The sequence below is a fragment of the Frankia sp. RB5 genome (genome assembly GCF_059816245.1).
This window is the reverse complement of the sequence record NZ_JCBATA010000013.1, coordinates 73,020-89,180: the sequence shown is the minus strand read 5'-3', so window position 1 is coordinate 89,180 and position 16,161 is coordinate 73,020. Positions and strand designations below refer to the sequence as shown.

Sequence of the window (16,161 nt, the reverse complement as noted above, 5' to 3'; positions counted from 1 at the left end):
CGGCAGCGGAGGCTGGGTGGCGACATGAACGCTCCAACCGGCGGGCCGCGGGTGCTCGTCGTCGACGACAACGAGATGCTGCGCGCGCTGCTGGAGCGGATCCTGCTCGCCGAGGGCTTCCAGGTCAGCGTCGCGGATTCGGTCGACCAGGCGCTGGGGCTGGGCGCCGCCGGCTTCGACGTCATCCTCGTCGACCTGCGCCTCGGCGACCGGCCGGGCACCGACCTGATCGCCGAGCTGTGCCGCGACGACCCGGCGGCGCGCCGCCGCTTCGCCATCCTGACCGGCGCCGCCGGGGTGGATCCGGTGCCCGCCGGCATCCCGGTCGTGGCCAAGCCGTTCACCGCCGACAGCCTGCTGTCCGCCATCCACGAGGTGCTGCGGGCCGCGCCGGGGCCCGACGCGCGGTGACGGCGCCCAGCGGCGACGAGCCGCCCTCCGCCGATACGGCCGTCGCCCGGGTGCACGAGCTGCTGCGCCTGGTGATCGACCTGCAGGAGCGGGCGCAGCGGGCGGCCGCGGACCGGCTGCACGACGGGCCGATGCAGGAGTTCACCGCGATCCTGCTGGAGCTCGCCAGTGTCCGCCGGCGGCTGCCGGCCGGGCCCGCCGAACGCGTGCTGGCCGTCGAGAACCGGCTGCGCCTCACAACCGTGGGGCTGCAGGCGCCGAGCGTGTTCCGCCTCGCCCACGACGCCCGCGCGGCCCTCATCGCTGGCCTCACGCAGCGCGTCGACGGCCTGCTCGTCGACCGGCTCGACACCGAGCTGCGGGTCGAGGCGCATCCGCCGACCCTCACCGAGGTCGCCGTGGTGCTCGGGGCCGTCCAGCTGCTGCTGACGGCGGGCAGCCCGCACCGCCGCGGGGAGCATGCCTGGCTGTCCGCCGAGTCCGGGCCGGACGGGCTCGCCCTGCGGCTGCGTGTCCGCCCGCCTGGTCCGCGACCGGGCTCGGCCGCGGACCAGGACCCCGCGCCCGCCGCCCTGCTGCGTCCCCTCGCCGACCTGATCGGCGCCACCGTGACGGATGATCCCGCGACCACCACCTGGAGCGCCGCGCTGCACGTGCCCCGCCCACCGCGCCCGGCCGCGGGGCGCTGAGGACCGACGGCGGCGACCCGAGCGCCGCGAGGCTGTCAGCCGATCAGCTGTCAGCCGTCGGCAGGGCCGTCGAGGACCTCGCGGACCTTCGCGAGCAGCACCCGCTCGGAGAACGGCTTGCCGAGCAGGGTGAGGCCCGGGTCGAGCGTGCCGTTGTGGGCCAGCACCGGGTAGGCGTACCCGGACATGTACAGCACGCGGATCCCCGGCCGGTGCCGGCGGACGAGCTCGGCCACCGTCCGCCCGAGCACCTGCGGCATGACGACGTCGGTCAGCAGCAGGTGGATCTCCGCCGGGTGGGTGGCGGCGAGCTCCGCGGCGCGGTGGCCCTCGGCCGCGGTGATCACCTGGTAGCCGTTGCGGGCCAGCAGACGGCGGGTCACCTCCCGCATCGCCCGCTCGTCCTCCACGACGAGGATGGTCTCGCCGCCGGTCAGCACGTCGGCGTCCGAGATCGGCTCGGGAGCAGCCACGACGCTGTCCACCGCCGGGAGCAGGATGCTGACCGTGGTCCCCAGGCCCACGTCGGAGTAGATCTCGGCATGGCCGCCGGCCTGGGTGATGATGCCGTACACGGTCGCGAGGCCCAGCCCGGAGCCCTCGCCCTTGCGCTTGGTGGTGAAGAACGGCTCGAAGGCACGGTTGATCGTCTCGGTGGACATGCCGGTGCCGCTGTCGCTGATGCGCAGGTTGACGTGCCGGCCGGGTTTGAGGCCGGGGCGTTCCATCGCGACGTCATCCAGGATGTGGATGTTGGACGTGTCGATGGTGAGCTTCCCGCCGGTGGGCATCGCGTCGCGGGCGTTCACCGCCAGGTTGACGAGCACCTGCTCCAGCTGGCCGGCGTCGGCGAACACCGGCCAGGCGTCCGCGGTGGGCAGGGTGATCAGGTCGACGTGCTCACCGAGGGTGCGCCGCAGCATCTCCTCGATGTCGCGCACGACGTCGTTGAGGTTGAGCACCCGCGGCTGGACGACCTCCCGGCGGCCGAAGGCGAGCAGCTGGTGGGTGAGCTGGGTGGCCCGCTCGGCGGCCCGCTGGACCTGCTCGATGTCGCGCCGCGCCGGCTCCCACTCACCGCCGTCGCGCTCGGCCGCGGCCGCCACCACCTCGGACACGAACGCCGTGTAGTTGATGATCACGCCGAGCAGGTTGTTGAAGTCGTGCGCCACCCCGCCGGCGAGCTGGCCGAGGCTCTCCAGCCGCTGCGACTGATGCAGCTGGGCCTCGATCCGCTTGCGCTCCGCCTGCGCGCGTAGCCGTTCCCGCTCGGCCTGGGCCTCCAGCCGTTCGGTGACGTCGCGGATCGCCGCCGACACGAGCAGGCCCTCCTCCGTCTCCAGCGCGGACAGGGAGATCTCGGCGGGGAACTCGGTGCCGTCGCGACGGCGGGCGGCGAGCTGCATCTGCGCGCCCATCGGGCGTGGCTGCGGGTCGGCGAAGTAGCGGGTGCGATGGCGCGGATGCACCGCCCGCGCCGCTTCCGGGACAAGGATCTCGACCGGCTGGCCGAGCAGCTCCTCACGGTTGTAACCGAACAGCCGCTCCGCCTGGGCGTTGACGAGTTCGATACGGCCGTCGCCGAGCACACCGACGATGGCGTCCGGCGCCGAGTCCAGCAGTGCGCGGAACTTCGCCTCCGCACGCTTGCGGTCGGTGACGTCCCGGACGGCCGCGGTGATGACCATCCCCTCCGGCGCCTGGATCGCCGACAGCGAGATCTCCGCCGGGAACTCGGTACCGTCGCGGCGCCGGCCGGCGAGCTCCATCCCCAGACCCATCGGCCGCGGCTGCGGATCACGCAGATAGGAGGCCCGATGGTCCGGGTGCAGGGCCCGAGCCGTCTCGGGGATCAGGATCTCGACGGGCTCGCCAAGCAGTTCCCTCCGGGTATAGCCGAACAGCCGTTCGGCCTGTGCGTTGACCAGCGCGATCCGCCCGTCCGCGCGGACGCCGACGATCGCGTCCGGCGCGGCGTCCAGCAGGCCGCTGGCCAGGAAGCTAACGCTGTCATCCAGGTGAACCACCCCACGGGGTGAACATCGTGCTACAGACTGACAGATCGTAGCGCCGATCCCGCCATGCCATCATCACCCTGACGGGTGGTACCCCCCGCACCTTCCGGGCTGAACGTGCAGCTAAGAGTGTTCCGTCACCGGATGTCGATCCATCGTCCGGGGGGTGACACCGAGGTCGGCCAGGACCGCCTCGGCGGCGCGGCGCCCCGAGAACAGCGCCCCCTGGATCGAGCTCGTGTCCCGATGATCACCGCAGACGTAGACGCCCGGCGCCGTGCGGACCGACCGGCGCAGCACGTGCGGGCTCGTCATCGCCGGCAGTGCCCGCGCCACCGGATAGCGGGCCAGCAGCGCCCAGCCCCGGGCGTCGGTGCCGTACAGGGTGCTCAGGTGCGTCCGCACCGCCGCCTCGTCCTCGTGCACGCCGAGCGCCGACGCGGCGATCAGCGCCTGCCCCGCCGGGGCGTACGACGGCGCGACCTCGCTCAGAACCACCGTGTTGAGCACCGGCCCCGACCGGCGGCCCGCGGCGGACCGGCGCGGATCGGCGCGGCCCTCCACGACGAGCACCCCGCGGCGCAGCGGCGGCTCGTCCGCCGTGAAGTAGTAGGTGGTCACCCCGTGCCAGGTGGGCTCGGCGATGCCCGGCAGCAGGCGGGCCGCCGTCGTCGCGTCGGTGGCGACGACGACCGCCCGGCAGCGCAGCGACCCGCCGTCCCGGGAGCGCACCCCGCCGCTGGTGACGATGTCCGCCGGGCAGCCGGTCCGCACCGTCCCCGGCCGCAGCCGGGCCGCCAGCTGGCGGGGCAGCGCCGCCATGCCCTCCGCGGGCAGCACCGGCGCCGCGGCGGCGAGACTGCGCCACACAAGATGGAAGAACCGGGCCGAGGTGGCCAGCTCGTCCTCCAGGAAGACGCCGCGCAGCAGCGGTGCGAGCACCCCGTCGACGGCCCGCGCCGACACCCCGCGGGCCAGCAGATCCGCGCGGGTGGGCCGTTCGGGCCCGGCGACCAGCGCCGAGGGCTGCGCCAGTCGGTCGCGGGCGGTCAGGGCGGCGAGCCGGGTGATGTCCGCCAGCCCCAGCGCTCTGCCCGGGACCAGGCCGCCGAGCGCCGCCGGCGTCCCGGCCGGATCGCCCAGCAGTACCGAGCGCACCCCGTCGCGCACCAGCAACCCCCGCACGAACGGCCGCGGCCGCAGCGCCGGCAGGTCGATCCTTCGGCGCACCTCCGGGTAGGCCGGCAGCAGCACCTGGAAGCCGCGATCGAGGAGGAACCCGTCGACCAGGTCGGTCCGCACCCGCCCACCGACGTCGTCCGCCGCCTCCCAGACGACCACCTCCAGCCCCTCGTCAGCGAGCAGCGTGGCCGCCGACAGCCCCGCGAGCCCCGCGCCCACAATCGCCACATCGGCCGTCTGCATGGCCACCCACCATTCCGTGTCCCGCGTCCGCGTCCCCCGTTCGTACCCCGGACAGCGGGTGGATCGCTATCGGGGCGGAGCCGCGACCTCCGGCGAGTCGCGCGCGTCGTCCGACCGGCCGTCGGCGGACTCCTCCGGACGCCGCGGGCAGGGCGCCACGACCTCGGAGGGGACACTCCCCGAACGCTCGCCCTCGACCCGCTTGCCCTCGGACCGCTCGACCTCGACCCGCTCGGCCTCGGCCTGCTCGGCCCGCTGGGCCCACAGCCGGCGCACCCGGTCCAGTACCACGATCGAGATCACCACGAGGGTGCTGCCCACCACCGCGTCGAGCCAGTAGTGGTTCGCCGTGACGACGACGACCATCGTGGTGAGCACGGGATGCAGGACGGCGATCCAGCGGGCACGATGACGCAGGATCGTGATGACCGCCCAGGCCTCGATCAGCGACCAGCCGACATGCAGGCTCGGCATCGCCGCGTACTCGTTGGCGATGCCGCCGCTGCCCTCCCCGTAGGGCGACGGCCCGTATACCTTGCCGGTGTCGACGAGCGGCACATTCAGCACCTGCGGCAGGAACCGCGGCGGCGCCAGCGGATACAGCAGGTGGATGACGAGCGCCATCCCGGTCGTCATGATCAGAATGTTGCGGATCCGCGTCCAGTGACGGCGGTGCCGGACGAACACCCACAGCAGAAGGACGATGACCGACGGGAAGTGGACGACGATGTAGAACCAGTCCGCCGCCCGGATGAGGAACTCCGCGTGCAGCGCCAGGCGCTGGACGGTCGCCTCGCTCGGCAGGTACAGGGCACGCTCCAGGCGCCAGACGTGCCCGGCGGCGGTCAGCGCCGAGCCCTCCCGCCCGGCGGCCAGGTGCCGGCTGAGGCTGTACGTCACATAGAGCAGGGCGATGAGCAGCAGCTGGCTGGCCGCGTACGCCGCCGTGCCGACCACCCGGCGCAGTCCCGCCGCCCGCGCGACCACCGCCGACCCTCCCGACGATGACCCGCCTGGCGCAGACCCGTCCGACGAGGATCCGCTGGTGGCAGACCCGCCTGAGACAGGGCCGCCGGCTCTCGGAGCCCCGCGCTGGGGCGGCGCCACCGGCATCCCCAGGGCATGACGCGACAACGGGGATCGCACCGCCGGTCGCCGCTGGTCGGCCGAGTCCGTAGGCGCAGCCCAGCCCATCCGTACTCCTCCCCACCCGGTGCGAGCACCCCACACGCGCCCCCGACAGCGCCCCCACACCTACCCCCACCGACAACGGCCGGCGACCGTCCGCTATGCCCACGATGTCATGATCATGGAGGGCTCGACGTCATCCCACCGTGTGCCCAGCACGCACGACTGTGCTCCTTCAGGCCACCTGATCGCCATCAGATATGCGCTGTCAGACATTCACGCCATGAACGGCCACGCCCCCGCGGGATCCACGACATCACCGCACCCGGACCATCGCGGCGCCTACCGTTCAGGCCAGGGCACATGCCCGACATACGGAGTCTGCGCCGTTCACCGGCCAACCGCAGTCGTGCTAGCCCCCCAACGCCCACGTGGGGCTGGCCCACCGTCGAGTTGCGATCTTCATGATCGCCGCCGCGGCGGGTCGTGGCAGCGTGATGGCCGCGTCACGGCCGCCCGTGTCGCGAACTCGGGCATGGAACGGACACGCGACGCGGAGTTCGCGGCACAGCGTCGCTGTCCCCCGCGCCCCGACGCCCGCCCGGCCGCGTTCCGCGGAACGCAATCCATCATCAGAGATCTCGGCGCGGACGCTGGGTGCGGGCGGACGCTGGGGTGCGGGCATAGTGGGCAGTCCGTGGGTGGGCGATCACGTGCAGAGATGGGGCGGGGATGGCGCAGCGTCGGGAACGTGGGGTCGCGGTCGTGACGGGTGGGGGTCGGGGCATCGGCGCGGCCTGCGCGATCGCGCTCGCTGGCCGCGGTTGGGACGTCTGCCTGGGCTTTCGGTCGGACGCCAGGGCCGCCGCCGAGGTGGCCGGGCGGTGCCGGGACCTCGGGGTCGCCGCTGGGACGGTCGGGGGCGACCTCGCCAGGCCCGAGGACACCGTCCCGGAGCTGTTCGCGGCCGCGGACCGGCTCGGCCAGGTGACGGCGTTCGTCAACAACGCGGGGATCGTCGCGCCCGCGGCGCGGGTGGCGGAGTTCGACGCGTCGCGGCTGCGCCAGGTCTTCGAGATCAACGTCGTCGCCGCGTTCCTGGGCGCGGGCGCGGCGGTGCGCCGGATGTCGACCCGCCACGGCGGGCGCGGCGGCGTGATCGTCAACGTCTCCTCGGCGGCGGCGCGGATCGGCAGCCCGGGGCTGTACGTCGACTACGCGGCGAGCAAGGGGGCGATCGACACCATGACGGTGGGGCTCGCCAAGGAGGTCGCCGAGGAGGGGATCAGGGTCAACGGCGTGCGACCGGGATTCATCGACACGGAGATCCACGCCCTCGGCGGTGATCCGGACCGGGCGCGGCGGGTGGGGGCGACGGCGCCGCTGGGCCGGGCGGGCCGGGCCGAGGAGGTCGCGGCCGCGGTGGCGTGGCTGTGCGGCGAGGAGGCTTCCTACGTCACCGGGGCGATCCTGGACGTGACCGGCGGCAGGTGAGCGCGGGTGGGTGAGCGGCGCCGGGCGCGGACCGGGCGCGCGCGGGACCGAGGGCCAGGATGGCGCTCAGCGATGCCGCTCGGGACGGAGGATCACGGTCGCGTCGGGGTGGCGGCGGGTGTAGCGCACCGCGGCGCGGCGGCAGGAGCCGCTGGCCCACTGCAGCGACCACTCGACGCCGACCAGGTCGAGCAGGGAGCGCAGGCGGCGTTCGAGCTCGTCGCGGGTCTCCTGCTCGGCGATCCGGGCGGCGCACATGACCGTCTCGACGCCGAAGGCGCAGTACACCCCGGCGGTCCAGCGCGCCCAGCGGGACCAGCGGTCCATCGCCGCGATCAGTACCAGGCGAGCGTCCAGCCGGGCCGCGAGGTCCGCCGCCAGCAATACGTCCGCCATATCCGCCACGTCACCGACGCGAAGGCCGACCACCACATGGCGGTCCGTCCGAACCTGCGACTGCGTTTTCGTGGGCTCCGCCCGTTCCACGTTTCCTCCCGCGGTGCCTTCCCGCTGCCGAACGCCTGTCGGTGTGGACGGGATTGTCTCGCTTCACGGCCTGCGATGTCGGGGTATCCGGCAGGTCATCAGTACCCCTCTTACCTCCAGATCATCTGCGCGGACCGTGATTGGGAGCGGATCGGGTCCAGCTGTCGACGAAAACCTCTGGATGCCGGTTCCACGCGTGCTCACGTGCCGTGCCCGTCGTTCCGTCGATTGTGGCGGTCCGAACCGGAAAGGGGAAGAGCAACATGGCATCCGGTGCGCTGGCGGGCCGCCACCACCAGGCGGGGTCGACCCGCCATGACCGAGCCGACGCGGCTGTTCACCTGAGGTGTCGCCGGGACATGCCGGCGCGCCGATTCGTCACCCGAGAGTGCGTGCGTACCGGCCCGGGAGTGCCGGCACGCACGCACGGGAACCGGGTTCAGAAAAGGAACCGAGTCCAGAACACGAATCGGCGACACATGCCGTCAGTTCTGCAGTGGCATCAGTTCGGCTGCGAACGCGTCCAGGAAGGCCGGCCAGTCATCTGGCGCGGCCGCCGGATGAACGACGAACTTGCTCACTCCGGCGGCGATGTACTCGCCGACCAGCGCCCGGGCCGCCGGCCAGCCGACGGGGAGGAGCCGGGCGGGGTCGACGTCCGGCGCGCGCTGGCGCAGCGCCGCCAGGCTCTGCGCCGACGGCGGTTCGGTGGCCAGCCGCAGGCTCACGCCGTAGTGGTCGTCGTCGATGACCCGTCCCGCCTCCTCGGCGGCCCGGCGGATCTCGGCGATGCCGGCGGCGGCCTGCTCGGGGCCGATCATGCTCGCCAACCAGCCGTCGCCGAGGCGGCCGATCCGGCGCAGCGCGGCCGGCGCGGCGCCGCCGAGCCAGATGTCCACCGGCCGGGCGGGCAGTTCGCCGATGCCGACGTCCTCAAGGTCGAAGAACTCGCCGTGGAAGGTCACCCGCGGTTCGCGCAGCAGCCGGCGCAGCACCGTCAGCGCCTCGTCGAACACGGCACCGCGCCGCCCGGGCGGCACCGGGTAGGCCGGGCGGTCCGCCGGCCGCGCGGGGCCGAGGCCGAACACCGGCAGCACGCGGCGCGGGGCGATCAGCGCCAGCGAGGCGAGCTGCTTGGCCAGCAGGACCGGGTTGCGCCCGGGCAGCACGGCGACACCGGTGCCGACCTTGAGCTCGCGGGTGCGGCCCAGCGCGAACGCCATCCCGCCGAGCGGGTCCACCGCGGGCGAGGACAGGTGCTCGGACAGCCACAGGGAGTCGACATCACGGTGTTCCAGCTGGTCGACCAGCGCCGGGAACGCCGCCGGCGCGACACCCCCGAGCCCGAACCCGATCCCGATGCGGACCTTCATCAGCCCTCCGTCCGGCGTGGCCCGACTCCGGACGCCGGGCTCGTCACCCTTCCATACTGGTTGTCAGGCGCCCACGATGCCGCCGTCCGCCAGGGCCGCGAGCTCGGCGCGCAGGCCGCCCGCGATCTCGGTGAGCAGGGGCTGGCGCAGGACCGTCCGGTGGTCGGCGAGGATCCGGTGGATGGCGGCCGGCCCGGTGAGCACGCCGCGCCATCCCTCGATCTCGTCGTGGTCGTCGGCGAGCCAGACGACGGTGCGCCCGGCGTAGGTGTGCGGGCGGTAGGTCATCGTCAGGATGCGGCCCTGGTTGTGGAACGCCTCGTAGCGGTGTGTCCCGCGGAAGCGGACGAGCCCGGTGAGCGGGAGCTCGACGAGCTGGCGCAGGCGGTCGGCGAGCACCCGCGGGCCGAGGGACGGGCCGTCGTTCGCCGCCAGCGGTCCCCGGCCGTCCGGCCCCGGAACGTCACCGGGACGGTCCGGGTGGCAGCCCTCGATCTGGCTCGTCGGGATGATCGCGCCGGACCGGGTCAGCCGAGCGGTCCCGGGCAGGTAGGTGTCGATCATGGCCAGCAGGGCGACCTCGTGGCCGGCCTGCCGCAGCATCCGGGCGACCTCCAGCGCGATCAGTCCACCGAAGGAGTGGCCGGCGAGCAGGTACGGTCCGGTCGGCTGGAGCAGCCGGATGTCGGCGACGTGCCGGCGGGCCGCGGCGGGCACCGACCAGTCCGGCAGGCCGCGGCGCTCCAGGGCGTGCGCCTGCAGGCCGTAGACCCGGCGTTCGCCGGCGAAGTGGCGGGCGAAGGGCAGCAGCGCGATCGCGGGCGCGCCGGCCTCCGCGAAGCAGAACAGCGGGGTCCCGGCACCCGTGCCGGTCAGCGGCACGACGGTCGGGTGGCGGTCCGCGTCGCCCTGGTGCGCCGCGAGAAGCGTGGCGAGGCCGGCCGGCGTGCGGGCGGCGGCGACGTCGGCCACGGGCACGACGAACCCGAACTCGTCACGCAGGATCGCCGCGAGCCGCTCGGCGGCGGCCTGCCCCCGCCCCGGGCCGGTCACCTCGTCGTGCGCCCCGACCGCCGGCACGCCGAGGGCCCGGCCCCACAGCAGTGACGCCGCCATCTCGTACGGGTCGTCGCCGTCCGGATCCGCCAGCGCCTCCCCCACCGGCGCGTCCGGCGCCAGTTCGGCCATCGCCGGCTCGGCCGTCGGCAGCTCCGCCGGCGTGGCCGGCACGGCGGCGTCCGCCTCGGGCAGCTGGTCGGCCGCTGACGTTCCCAGCAACGCAATCACCCCACAGGACTATGAGAAGGCCACATTGAACACCAGACGCTGACTAGCCCGACACGCCAGGAGGTGCCGGGCCCGCGTCCAGCCATTGACGGGATCGGATTCGGCGCCCACCGTGGACGCGTGGGTGATGTGGGCAAACCGGAACGGATCGTCGAGGACGAGCCGATCAGCTTTCCCGATGTCGAGCCGCTGACCATCCCGGCCGAACCGGTCGCACCGGCCGAACCGTCACGAGAGCCGGTGCCCGAGCCGGTGCCGGGATGAGTCTGCTCGGCTGGCGTCAGTGGGCGGTCGACGGCCACGGTCAGCTGCGCCCGGCGTGGACGCCGTGGTCTCCCTTTCCCCCGGGCATGCTGCTCTGGCGGGCCGATGGGATCACCGAAGCGCGCTGCCTGCTGATGGAGCGCCGCCGGATGGAACGCGGCCGGACGACGGAGCGCGACCGGGCGACCGACCACAGCGAGGCGAGAGAGCCCGGCCTGGCGAGAGAGCCCGGCCTGGCGACGGAGCCCGGCCAGACGACGGAGCCCGGCCTGGCGACGGAGCCCGGCCTGGCGACGGAGCACCGGCAGCCGGCGGAACACGGGCGGCCGGCGGAACCTGCTCTGGCCATGGAGCACGGGCGGGGCCTGGAGCTCAGCCAAGGCGTGGAGCTCAGCCAGGGCGCGGAGCTCAGCCAGGGCGCGGGGCACGTCCGGGTGCCGGATGAGCACTGTCTGTGCGGACTGTATGCCTGGCGCACGCCGGAGATCCTCGCGGCGGCCCGCCGGCCGCGGTGGACAGCATTGCCCTGCGTGGTCGGAGCGGTGCGGCTGGGTGGGCGGATCGTCATCGGCGAGCGTGGCTATCGAGCCGAGCGAGGCTTCCCGGTCGCGGTCGTCGACCAGGACGGCGTGGTTGCGCCCGAGTACCGAATAGCGAGATATCGCACGTTCTCAGCCCTGGTCGAGGAATGGTCACCGAACCCCGAGGCAGGCCCGTAACCTCGACCGATCCGTCATCGGCGAGGGCACAAGCCCCCGTGGCGGGTATCTCCTCCGGGCCCCACTTCGACCACGTGGGTCACGCTGCGCACCGCCGCCTTCGCTATTTGCCCTGAATTAAACGCGACGCGGCGGATATTGTCGCGAATGTTCCACGACCGCGGCCGTCCGACGGCGGACGCGCCGGGTCGCGGGGCGCGCGAGGGGGGGAACCGTCGTGACCAGCTCGGATATCAGAACCACCAGCGTTCGGACCTCGACCGCGTGGTCCGGCCTGTGGCGCGGCGCCGACGTGGCCCGTCCGCGCCGCCGCCGGCCGGCCGCCCTTCCCCTGGTCGCGCTCGGGTACCTCGCGCTGTCGTGCTGGCTGTTCCGGGCCGGATGGCGCCACCTCGGCGAGCTCACCTACGGCGGGAACGACGCCTACCTGTTCTCCTGGTTCCTGCGCTGGACGCCGCACGCGCTGGCCGGCGGCCTGGACCCGTTCGTCACCCACCGCATCAACGCCCCGGCGGGCACGAACGTGCTGTGGAGCACGCCGGTGCCGCTGCTCGGCCTGGTCGCAGCGCCGATCACCGCGCTCGGCGGCCCGGTGACGACCCTGACGGTGCTGCTGACCCTCGCCCCGGTGGCGAGCGGCCTCGCCCTGTTCGTCGCCCTGCGGCGCTGGGTGCGCGACGGGCCGGCCGCGCTCGCCGGCCTGCTCTACGGCTTCGGCCCCTATCTGGTCGGGGCCTCCTACGGGCATCTGCACCTCGCGTTCGCCCCGTTCCCGCCGCTGCTGCTGATGCTGCTCGACGATCTGGTGGTGCGCGGGCGGTCGCCGCGGCGCACAGGCGTCCTGCTCGGGCTCGTCGTCGCCGGCCAGGCGCTGGTCGGGGAGGAGGTCCTCGCCACGTCGGCGCTGGCGGCGGTCATCGGGCTCGGGGTGCTCGCCGCCTGGCATCGCGACCAGGTGCGCGACCGGCTGGGCCCGGCGCTGCGCGGGTTCGCGACGGCGGGGCTGGTCGCGGTCGTGCTGCTGGCCTGGCCGCTCGGCGTGCAGTTCCTCGGGGCGCAGCGGGTGCACGGCTCGATCCAGCCGTCCGGTATCGCCGTGAGCGATCTGTGGACCTTCCTCACCCCGACGCCGATGCAGCGGCTCGCGCCGGACTCCTCGGTGCGCGGCAGCCTGCGCTTCACCGGCAACGCGGTGGAGGTCGGCGGGTATCTGGGCCTGCCGCTGGTGCTGCTGTCGCTGGCCGGCGCGATCGGCGCGCGGCGTCATCCGCTGGTCCGGGTGCTCGCCCCGCTCGGCCTGGTGATGGCGGTGCTGTCCCTCGGCGACCACCTGCACGTCGGCGGGCGGGTTACCGGCATCCCGCTGCCGTGGCTCGCCGGCGAGCGGGTACCCGTGCTGCGCAACGCCCTGCCGTCCCGGTTCGCCCTGTACGTGATGCTGTGCGTGGCGGCCGTCGCGGCCGTCGGCCTGGACCGGCTGGCGGACCGCTGGGCGGGCCGGCGAGCGGGCGGGCACCGCGGACCGGGGACCGTCCGGTCGGGAGCGCTGACTCTGGCCGCCGGCGTGCTGACGGCGGGCGCGCTGGCCGCGCTCGTGCCGGCACCGCTGCTGACCACACCGGCCCGCACGCCGGCGTTCTTCACCGGTGACGGCGTACGCCAGCTGCCGGCGGACGCGCTGACCCTCGTCGTCCCGTACCCGCGCCCGACGCGGGCCGAGGCGATGCTGTGGCAGGCGCGAGCGGACTTCCGGTTCGTGATGCCCGGCTGCTACTGCACCGTCCCGGGTCCGGACGGGCGGGCGGCGTTCCACGGGCCGGGTGACGCGCTGACCACCGCGCTGATCGACGTCGACGACGGGACGACGAGCGCGACGGCCGCCGCCGGGTCCCCGCCGGTGCGGGCGGCCTACGCGCGCCTGGACCCGGACGCCGTCGTGCTGGGCCCCACCCACCGGTCGGATGAGCTGCGCTCGCTGCTCGCCAGTCTGGTCGGCTGCGCGCCACGGCACGTCGAGGGCGTCGATCTGTGGCTGCCGGACCGCTGTCGCTGATCGGACATCTCGCTTCCTTCCAGGTGACCGCCCGCCGGCCGGTCCCCCGCGAGAAGCTGACGGCAGCGGCGACCTACGATTCGGCGTCGACCCTTCGAGCGGGGGAGGACGCGCGGTGCCGACGCAGCACCCGGGTGGGCGGGGCGGGCGCGGGTTGACCCGCCGGCAGCGGGTGACGACCGGTGTCGTCGTCCTGCTCGCGGTCGCGGTCGCCGTCGGCCTCGCCGTCACGGCGGACCGGTCCACCGCGGCCTGGCCGCCGGCCGGTCGCTCGGCGTGCCGGTCGGTGCAGATCTTCACCGGCAGCGTCGGCTCGCCGTACAACCAGTTCGCGGGCGTCCTGCGCGCCCGGCTGCAGGCCGCCCCCGAGCACTTCGACGTCGACGTCGTACAGACCGCGGGCTCCACCGACAACCTCTACGACCTGCAGTCCGCCGACCCGCCGCGCTGTGCTCTCGCGATCGCGCAGCTCAACACCACCGTCGACGCGGCGGAGGGGGTGAACCAGTTCGACCCGACCCGCGGCGGCCAGAAGGTGACGGGCCTGCGAACCCTGGGCCCGGTGCACCAGGATCTGCTGCACGTGATCGTGCGGGATCGGCCGCGCGGGCCGGCGGACGCGCCCGTGCGCGGCCTCGCCGACCTGTGCCACCGCACCATCGCCGCCGGCGAGGCGAACTCGGGGACGCGGCAGATCGCCGACGTGCTGCTGCGGGTCGGGCTGCCGGGCTGCCATCCCGACCTGGATCCGTCGAACCTGGACAACGCGCTGCGGTTGCTGGGCGCCGGCCGGGTCGACGCGGTGGTCTGGGCCGGCGGCCCCGGCACCCGGCAGATCCGTGCCGCGATCAACGGCGGCGCCCGGCTGCGGCTGCTCGACCTGTCGGACCAGCTGGCCGGGATCACCCGCGACTGGAACGTCTTCTACGGCGGCCGGGAACGCTCCTACCCCGGCGCGGTGTTCGGCGCCGGCGGCCTGGGACCGGCGGACTACCCGGGGATCAGGCCGATACGAACGATCACGATTCCCAACGGCCTGATCGCGCGGGTGGACACCGACCCGGTCCTCGTTCGGCGGGCGACCGCCGAGCTGTTCCGCCGGCCGGCGGATTTCGCCACCGCGCTGTGGCAGACGAATCCGGCTCATCACACCATTCCGGACGCGCTCTCGATTTACGAAGGGCCGCTTTTTTGTTACATACCTCTTCATCCGGCCGCGGCGGAGTACTACCTTCGGCAATTCCGACGCGCGCCGAGCTGCGGCACGACATGACCGGATCTCGGTGACGTGACCGAGACGCGGGGGCGGCAGAGTGAGCGCCGACGGAGCCGCCGGGACCAGGGGCTGAGGGGCGCGCCATGCTACGACCACTGATCGACACCGATCCGGCGGTGATCGGCCCGTACCGGCTGCACCAGCGGATCGGCTCGGGCGGCATGGGCGTCGTCTACCTGGGCTACGGCGCGCAGGACCGGCCGGTCGCCGTCAAGGTTCCGCACGAGTACGTCGCGAGCGACCCGGCCTTCCGGGCGCGCTTCCGGGCGGAGGTCGCCGCCGCCCGGCACGTGCGCGCACCGTCCGTCGCCGCGGTGATCGATGCCGACGTCGACTGCGTCCGGCCGTGGCTGGCCACGGAGTACGTGCCCGGACCCACCCTGCACGCGGCCGTGCTGGAGCGCCGTCCACTGGTGGACGGGCAGCTCGACGACCTCGCGATCGGCCTGGCCACGGCGTTGGCGGCGATCCACGACGCCCAGGTCGTGCATCGCGACCTCAAGCCCGCGAACATCGTCATGTCCTGGGAGGGGCCGAAGATCATCGACTTCGGCATCGCCCGCTCGGCCGACTACAGCGGGTACACCCAGGCCGGCGAGCTCGTCGGCACGATCGCCTGGATGTCCCCCGAGCAGCTCGACGGCCACGTGGCCACGGCGGCCTCCGACGTGTTCGCCTGGGCCTGCTGTCTGGTGTTCGCCGCGACCGGCCGGCGGCCCTTCGCCGGCGAGACCCAGGAGATCGTCGCGCTGCGGATCACCGCGACCGAGCCGGACCTCGACGGCGTGCCCGACCGGCTGTGCGACGTCGTCCGCCGCTGCCTGCACAAGGAACCGGACGAGCGACCGACCGCCGCGGCCCTCGTCGACGTCCTCACCTGCGCGCTGCGCCCGCGCGGCACGCCCGACCGGCCGGGCGAGCACGCCGCGCCCGTGGCACGCGAGGACGGCTCGGCGACGCAAGCGCCTGATCACGACGAGACGCGGCAGTCCCCCCACCCGCGACCGCTGACCACACCGCCGCTGACCACACCTCGGCCTACGCACGGGCCGCCCACGGTCCGGCCCGCGGCGGCGCCCGCGCCGCTCGTGGCCGGGCTGGTGCTGGTGCTGGTGCTGGGGGGCCTGCTCGGCGCGGCCGGTCTGTGGGCCGCGGGCACCGGGCACCCGCACCCGGACGTGGTCGGGGTGGCCGCGGCGATGCTGGTCGGCGCGGCCTGCGCCCAGATGCTGTTCCCCAGCGGCCAGGTCACGGGCACGCTGGTCACCGTCCTGGCCGCGTTCACCGGCGCGGGCGGCGGCGTCGTGCTGGCCCGGGCGTCGGGCGTCGATCAGCCCGGGCGGATCCTGCTCGCCGTGGCCGCGACCCTGCTCGTGGCCACCGGATGCGCGTTCGCGATGGCCCCGTCAGCGCCCGGACCACCGCCGCCCTGACCGGCGCCAGGCACCGCGCGGTCCCATGACCTGGGACGACTCGCCGGCCCGACACAGGCATGGGCGCAGCTCGTGACATTTCGGCTCAGCTGGGAAGCTGGCCTGCGA

13 protein-coding genes and 1 pseudogene are annotated in these 16,161 nt (G+C 74.1%); 8 read left to right on the top strand and 6 right to left on the bottom strand.

Features of this window, described 5'->3' with window-relative positions; genetic code table 11:
• The first annotated feature begins 24 nt into the window (after positions 1–24).
• Positions 25–411, top strand: a complete 387-nt coding sequence (locus tag AC6EXY_RS09115) for a response regulator (protein ID WP_243407627.1) — start codon at positions 25–27, stop codon at positions 409–411.
• Positions 408–1,100 (top strand): histidine kinase, encoded by a 693-nt coding sequence (locus tag AC6EXY_RS09110; protein WP_101832393.1) that lies wholly within the window; start codon positions 408–410, stop codon positions 1,098–1,100. Before AC6EXY_RS09115 ends, AC6EXY_RS09110 begins: the two co-directional genes overlap by 4 nt.
• Positions 1,101–1,150: 50 nt before the next feature.
• Here the strand turns inward: AC6EXY_RS09110 and AC6EXY_RS09105 are convergent, their stop codons facing one another.
• The 3 genes and pseudogenes from AC6EXY_RS09105 to AC6EXY_RS09095 all read right to left on the bottom strand — a co-directional run bounded on the left by AC6EXY_RS09105 (position 1,151) and on the right by AC6EXY_RS09095 (position 5,527).
• Positions 1,151–3,127, bottom strand: a complete 1,977-nt coding sequence (locus tag AC6EXY_RS09105) for a PAS domain S-box protein (RefSeq protein WP_101832394.1) — start codon at positions 3,125–3,127, stop codon at positions 1,151–1,153.
• A 111-nt stretch (positions 3,128–3,238) separates the two neighbouring features.
• Positions 3,239–4,549, bottom strand: a pseudogene (locus AC6EXY_RS09100) (NAD(P)/FAD-dependent oxidoreductase); the annotation flags it as partial.
• Between the two features lie 57 nt (positions 4,550–4,606).
• The gene (locus AC6EXY_RS09095) at positions 4,607–5,527 is read right to left on the bottom strand and encodes a phosphatase PAP2 family protein (RefSeq protein WP_243407628.1); all 921 of its coding nucleotides are present in this window, start codon (positions 5,525–5,527) and stop codon (positions 4,607–4,609) included.
• 873 nt (positions 5,528–6,400) lie between these two features.
• On the opposite strand from AC6EXY_RS09095, the gene AC6EXY_RS09090 reads away from it, so the two are divergent.
• A complete protein-coding gene (locus AC6EXY_RS09090) occupies positions 6,401–7,162 on the top strand; it encodes an SDR family oxidoreductase (protein ID WP_499816573.1) in 762 nt (253 codons plus the stop codon).
• A gap of 66 nt (positions 7,163–7,228) precedes the next feature.
• Here AC6EXY_RS09090 and AC6EXY_RS09085 read toward each other — a convergent pair whose 3' ends face one another.
• The 3 genes from AC6EXY_RS09085 to AC6EXY_RS09075 form a co-directional block, all read right to left on the bottom strand.
• Positions 7,229–7,558, bottom strand: a complete 330-nt coding sequence (locus tag AC6EXY_RS09085; protein ID WP_243407657.1) for a hypothetical protein — start codon at positions 7,556–7,558, stop codon at positions 7,229–7,231.
• Positions 7,559–8,133: 575 nt separating this feature from the next.
• Positions 8,134–9,021: a TIGR03854 family LLM class F420-dependent oxidoreductase gene (locus AC6EXY_RS09080; protein WP_101832539.1), complete on the bottom strand. Its 888-nt coding sequence runs from the start codon at positions 9,019–9,021 to the stop codon at positions 8,134–8,136.
• A 63-nt stretch (positions 9,022–9,084) separates the two neighbouring features.
• Positions 9,085–10,308, bottom strand: coding sequence for a thioesterase domain-containing protein (locus AC6EXY_RS09075; protein WP_243407658.1), 1,224 nt, complete (start codon positions 10,306–10,308; stop codon positions 9,085–9,087).
• A 120-nt stretch (positions 10,309–10,428) separates the two neighbouring features.
• Here AC6EXY_RS09075 and AC6EXY_RS09070 point away from each other — a divergent pair, with 120 nt between their 5' ends.
• The 5 genes from AC6EXY_RS09070 to AC6EXY_RS09050 all read left to right on the top strand — a co-directional run bounded on the left by AC6EXY_RS09070 (position 10,429) and on the right by AC6EXY_RS09050 (position 16,053).
• The gene (locus AC6EXY_RS09070) at positions 10,429–10,572 is read left to right on the top strand and encodes a hypothetical protein (protein WP_165818446.1); all 144 of its coding nucleotides are present in this window, start codon (positions 10,429–10,431) and stop codon (positions 10,570–10,572) included.
• Positions 10,569–11,291 (top strand): hypothetical protein, encoded by a 723-nt coding sequence (locus AC6EXY_RS09065; protein WP_423748095.1) that lies wholly within the window; start codon positions 10,569–10,571, stop codon positions 11,289–11,291. Before AC6EXY_RS09070 ends, AC6EXY_RS09065 begins: the two co-directional genes overlap by 4 nt.
• Positions 11,292–11,508: 217 nt before the next feature.
• The gene (locus AC6EXY_RS09060; RefSeq protein ID WP_115537971.1) at positions 11,509–13,344 is read left to right on the top strand and encodes a hypothetical protein; all 1,836 of its coding nucleotides are present in this window, start codon (positions 11,509–11,511) and stop codon (positions 13,342–13,344) included.
• A gap of 115 nt (positions 13,345–13,459) precedes the next feature.
• Positions 13,460–14,617 (top strand): TAXI family TRAP transporter solute-binding subunit, encoded by a 1,158-nt coding sequence (locus tag AC6EXY_RS09055; protein WP_499816572.1) that lies wholly within the window; start codon positions 13,460–13,462, stop codon positions 14,615–14,617.
• Positions 14,618–14,703: 86 nt separating this feature from the next.
• Positions 14,704–16,053 carry a serine/threonine-protein kinase gene (locus tag AC6EXY_RS09050; protein ID WP_101831750.1) on the top strand — a complete coding sequence of 450 codons (1,350 nt, stop codon included), beginning with the start codon at positions 14,704–14,706 and terminating at the stop codon, positions 16,051–16,053.
• Positions 16,054–16,161: the final 108 nt, after the last annotated feature.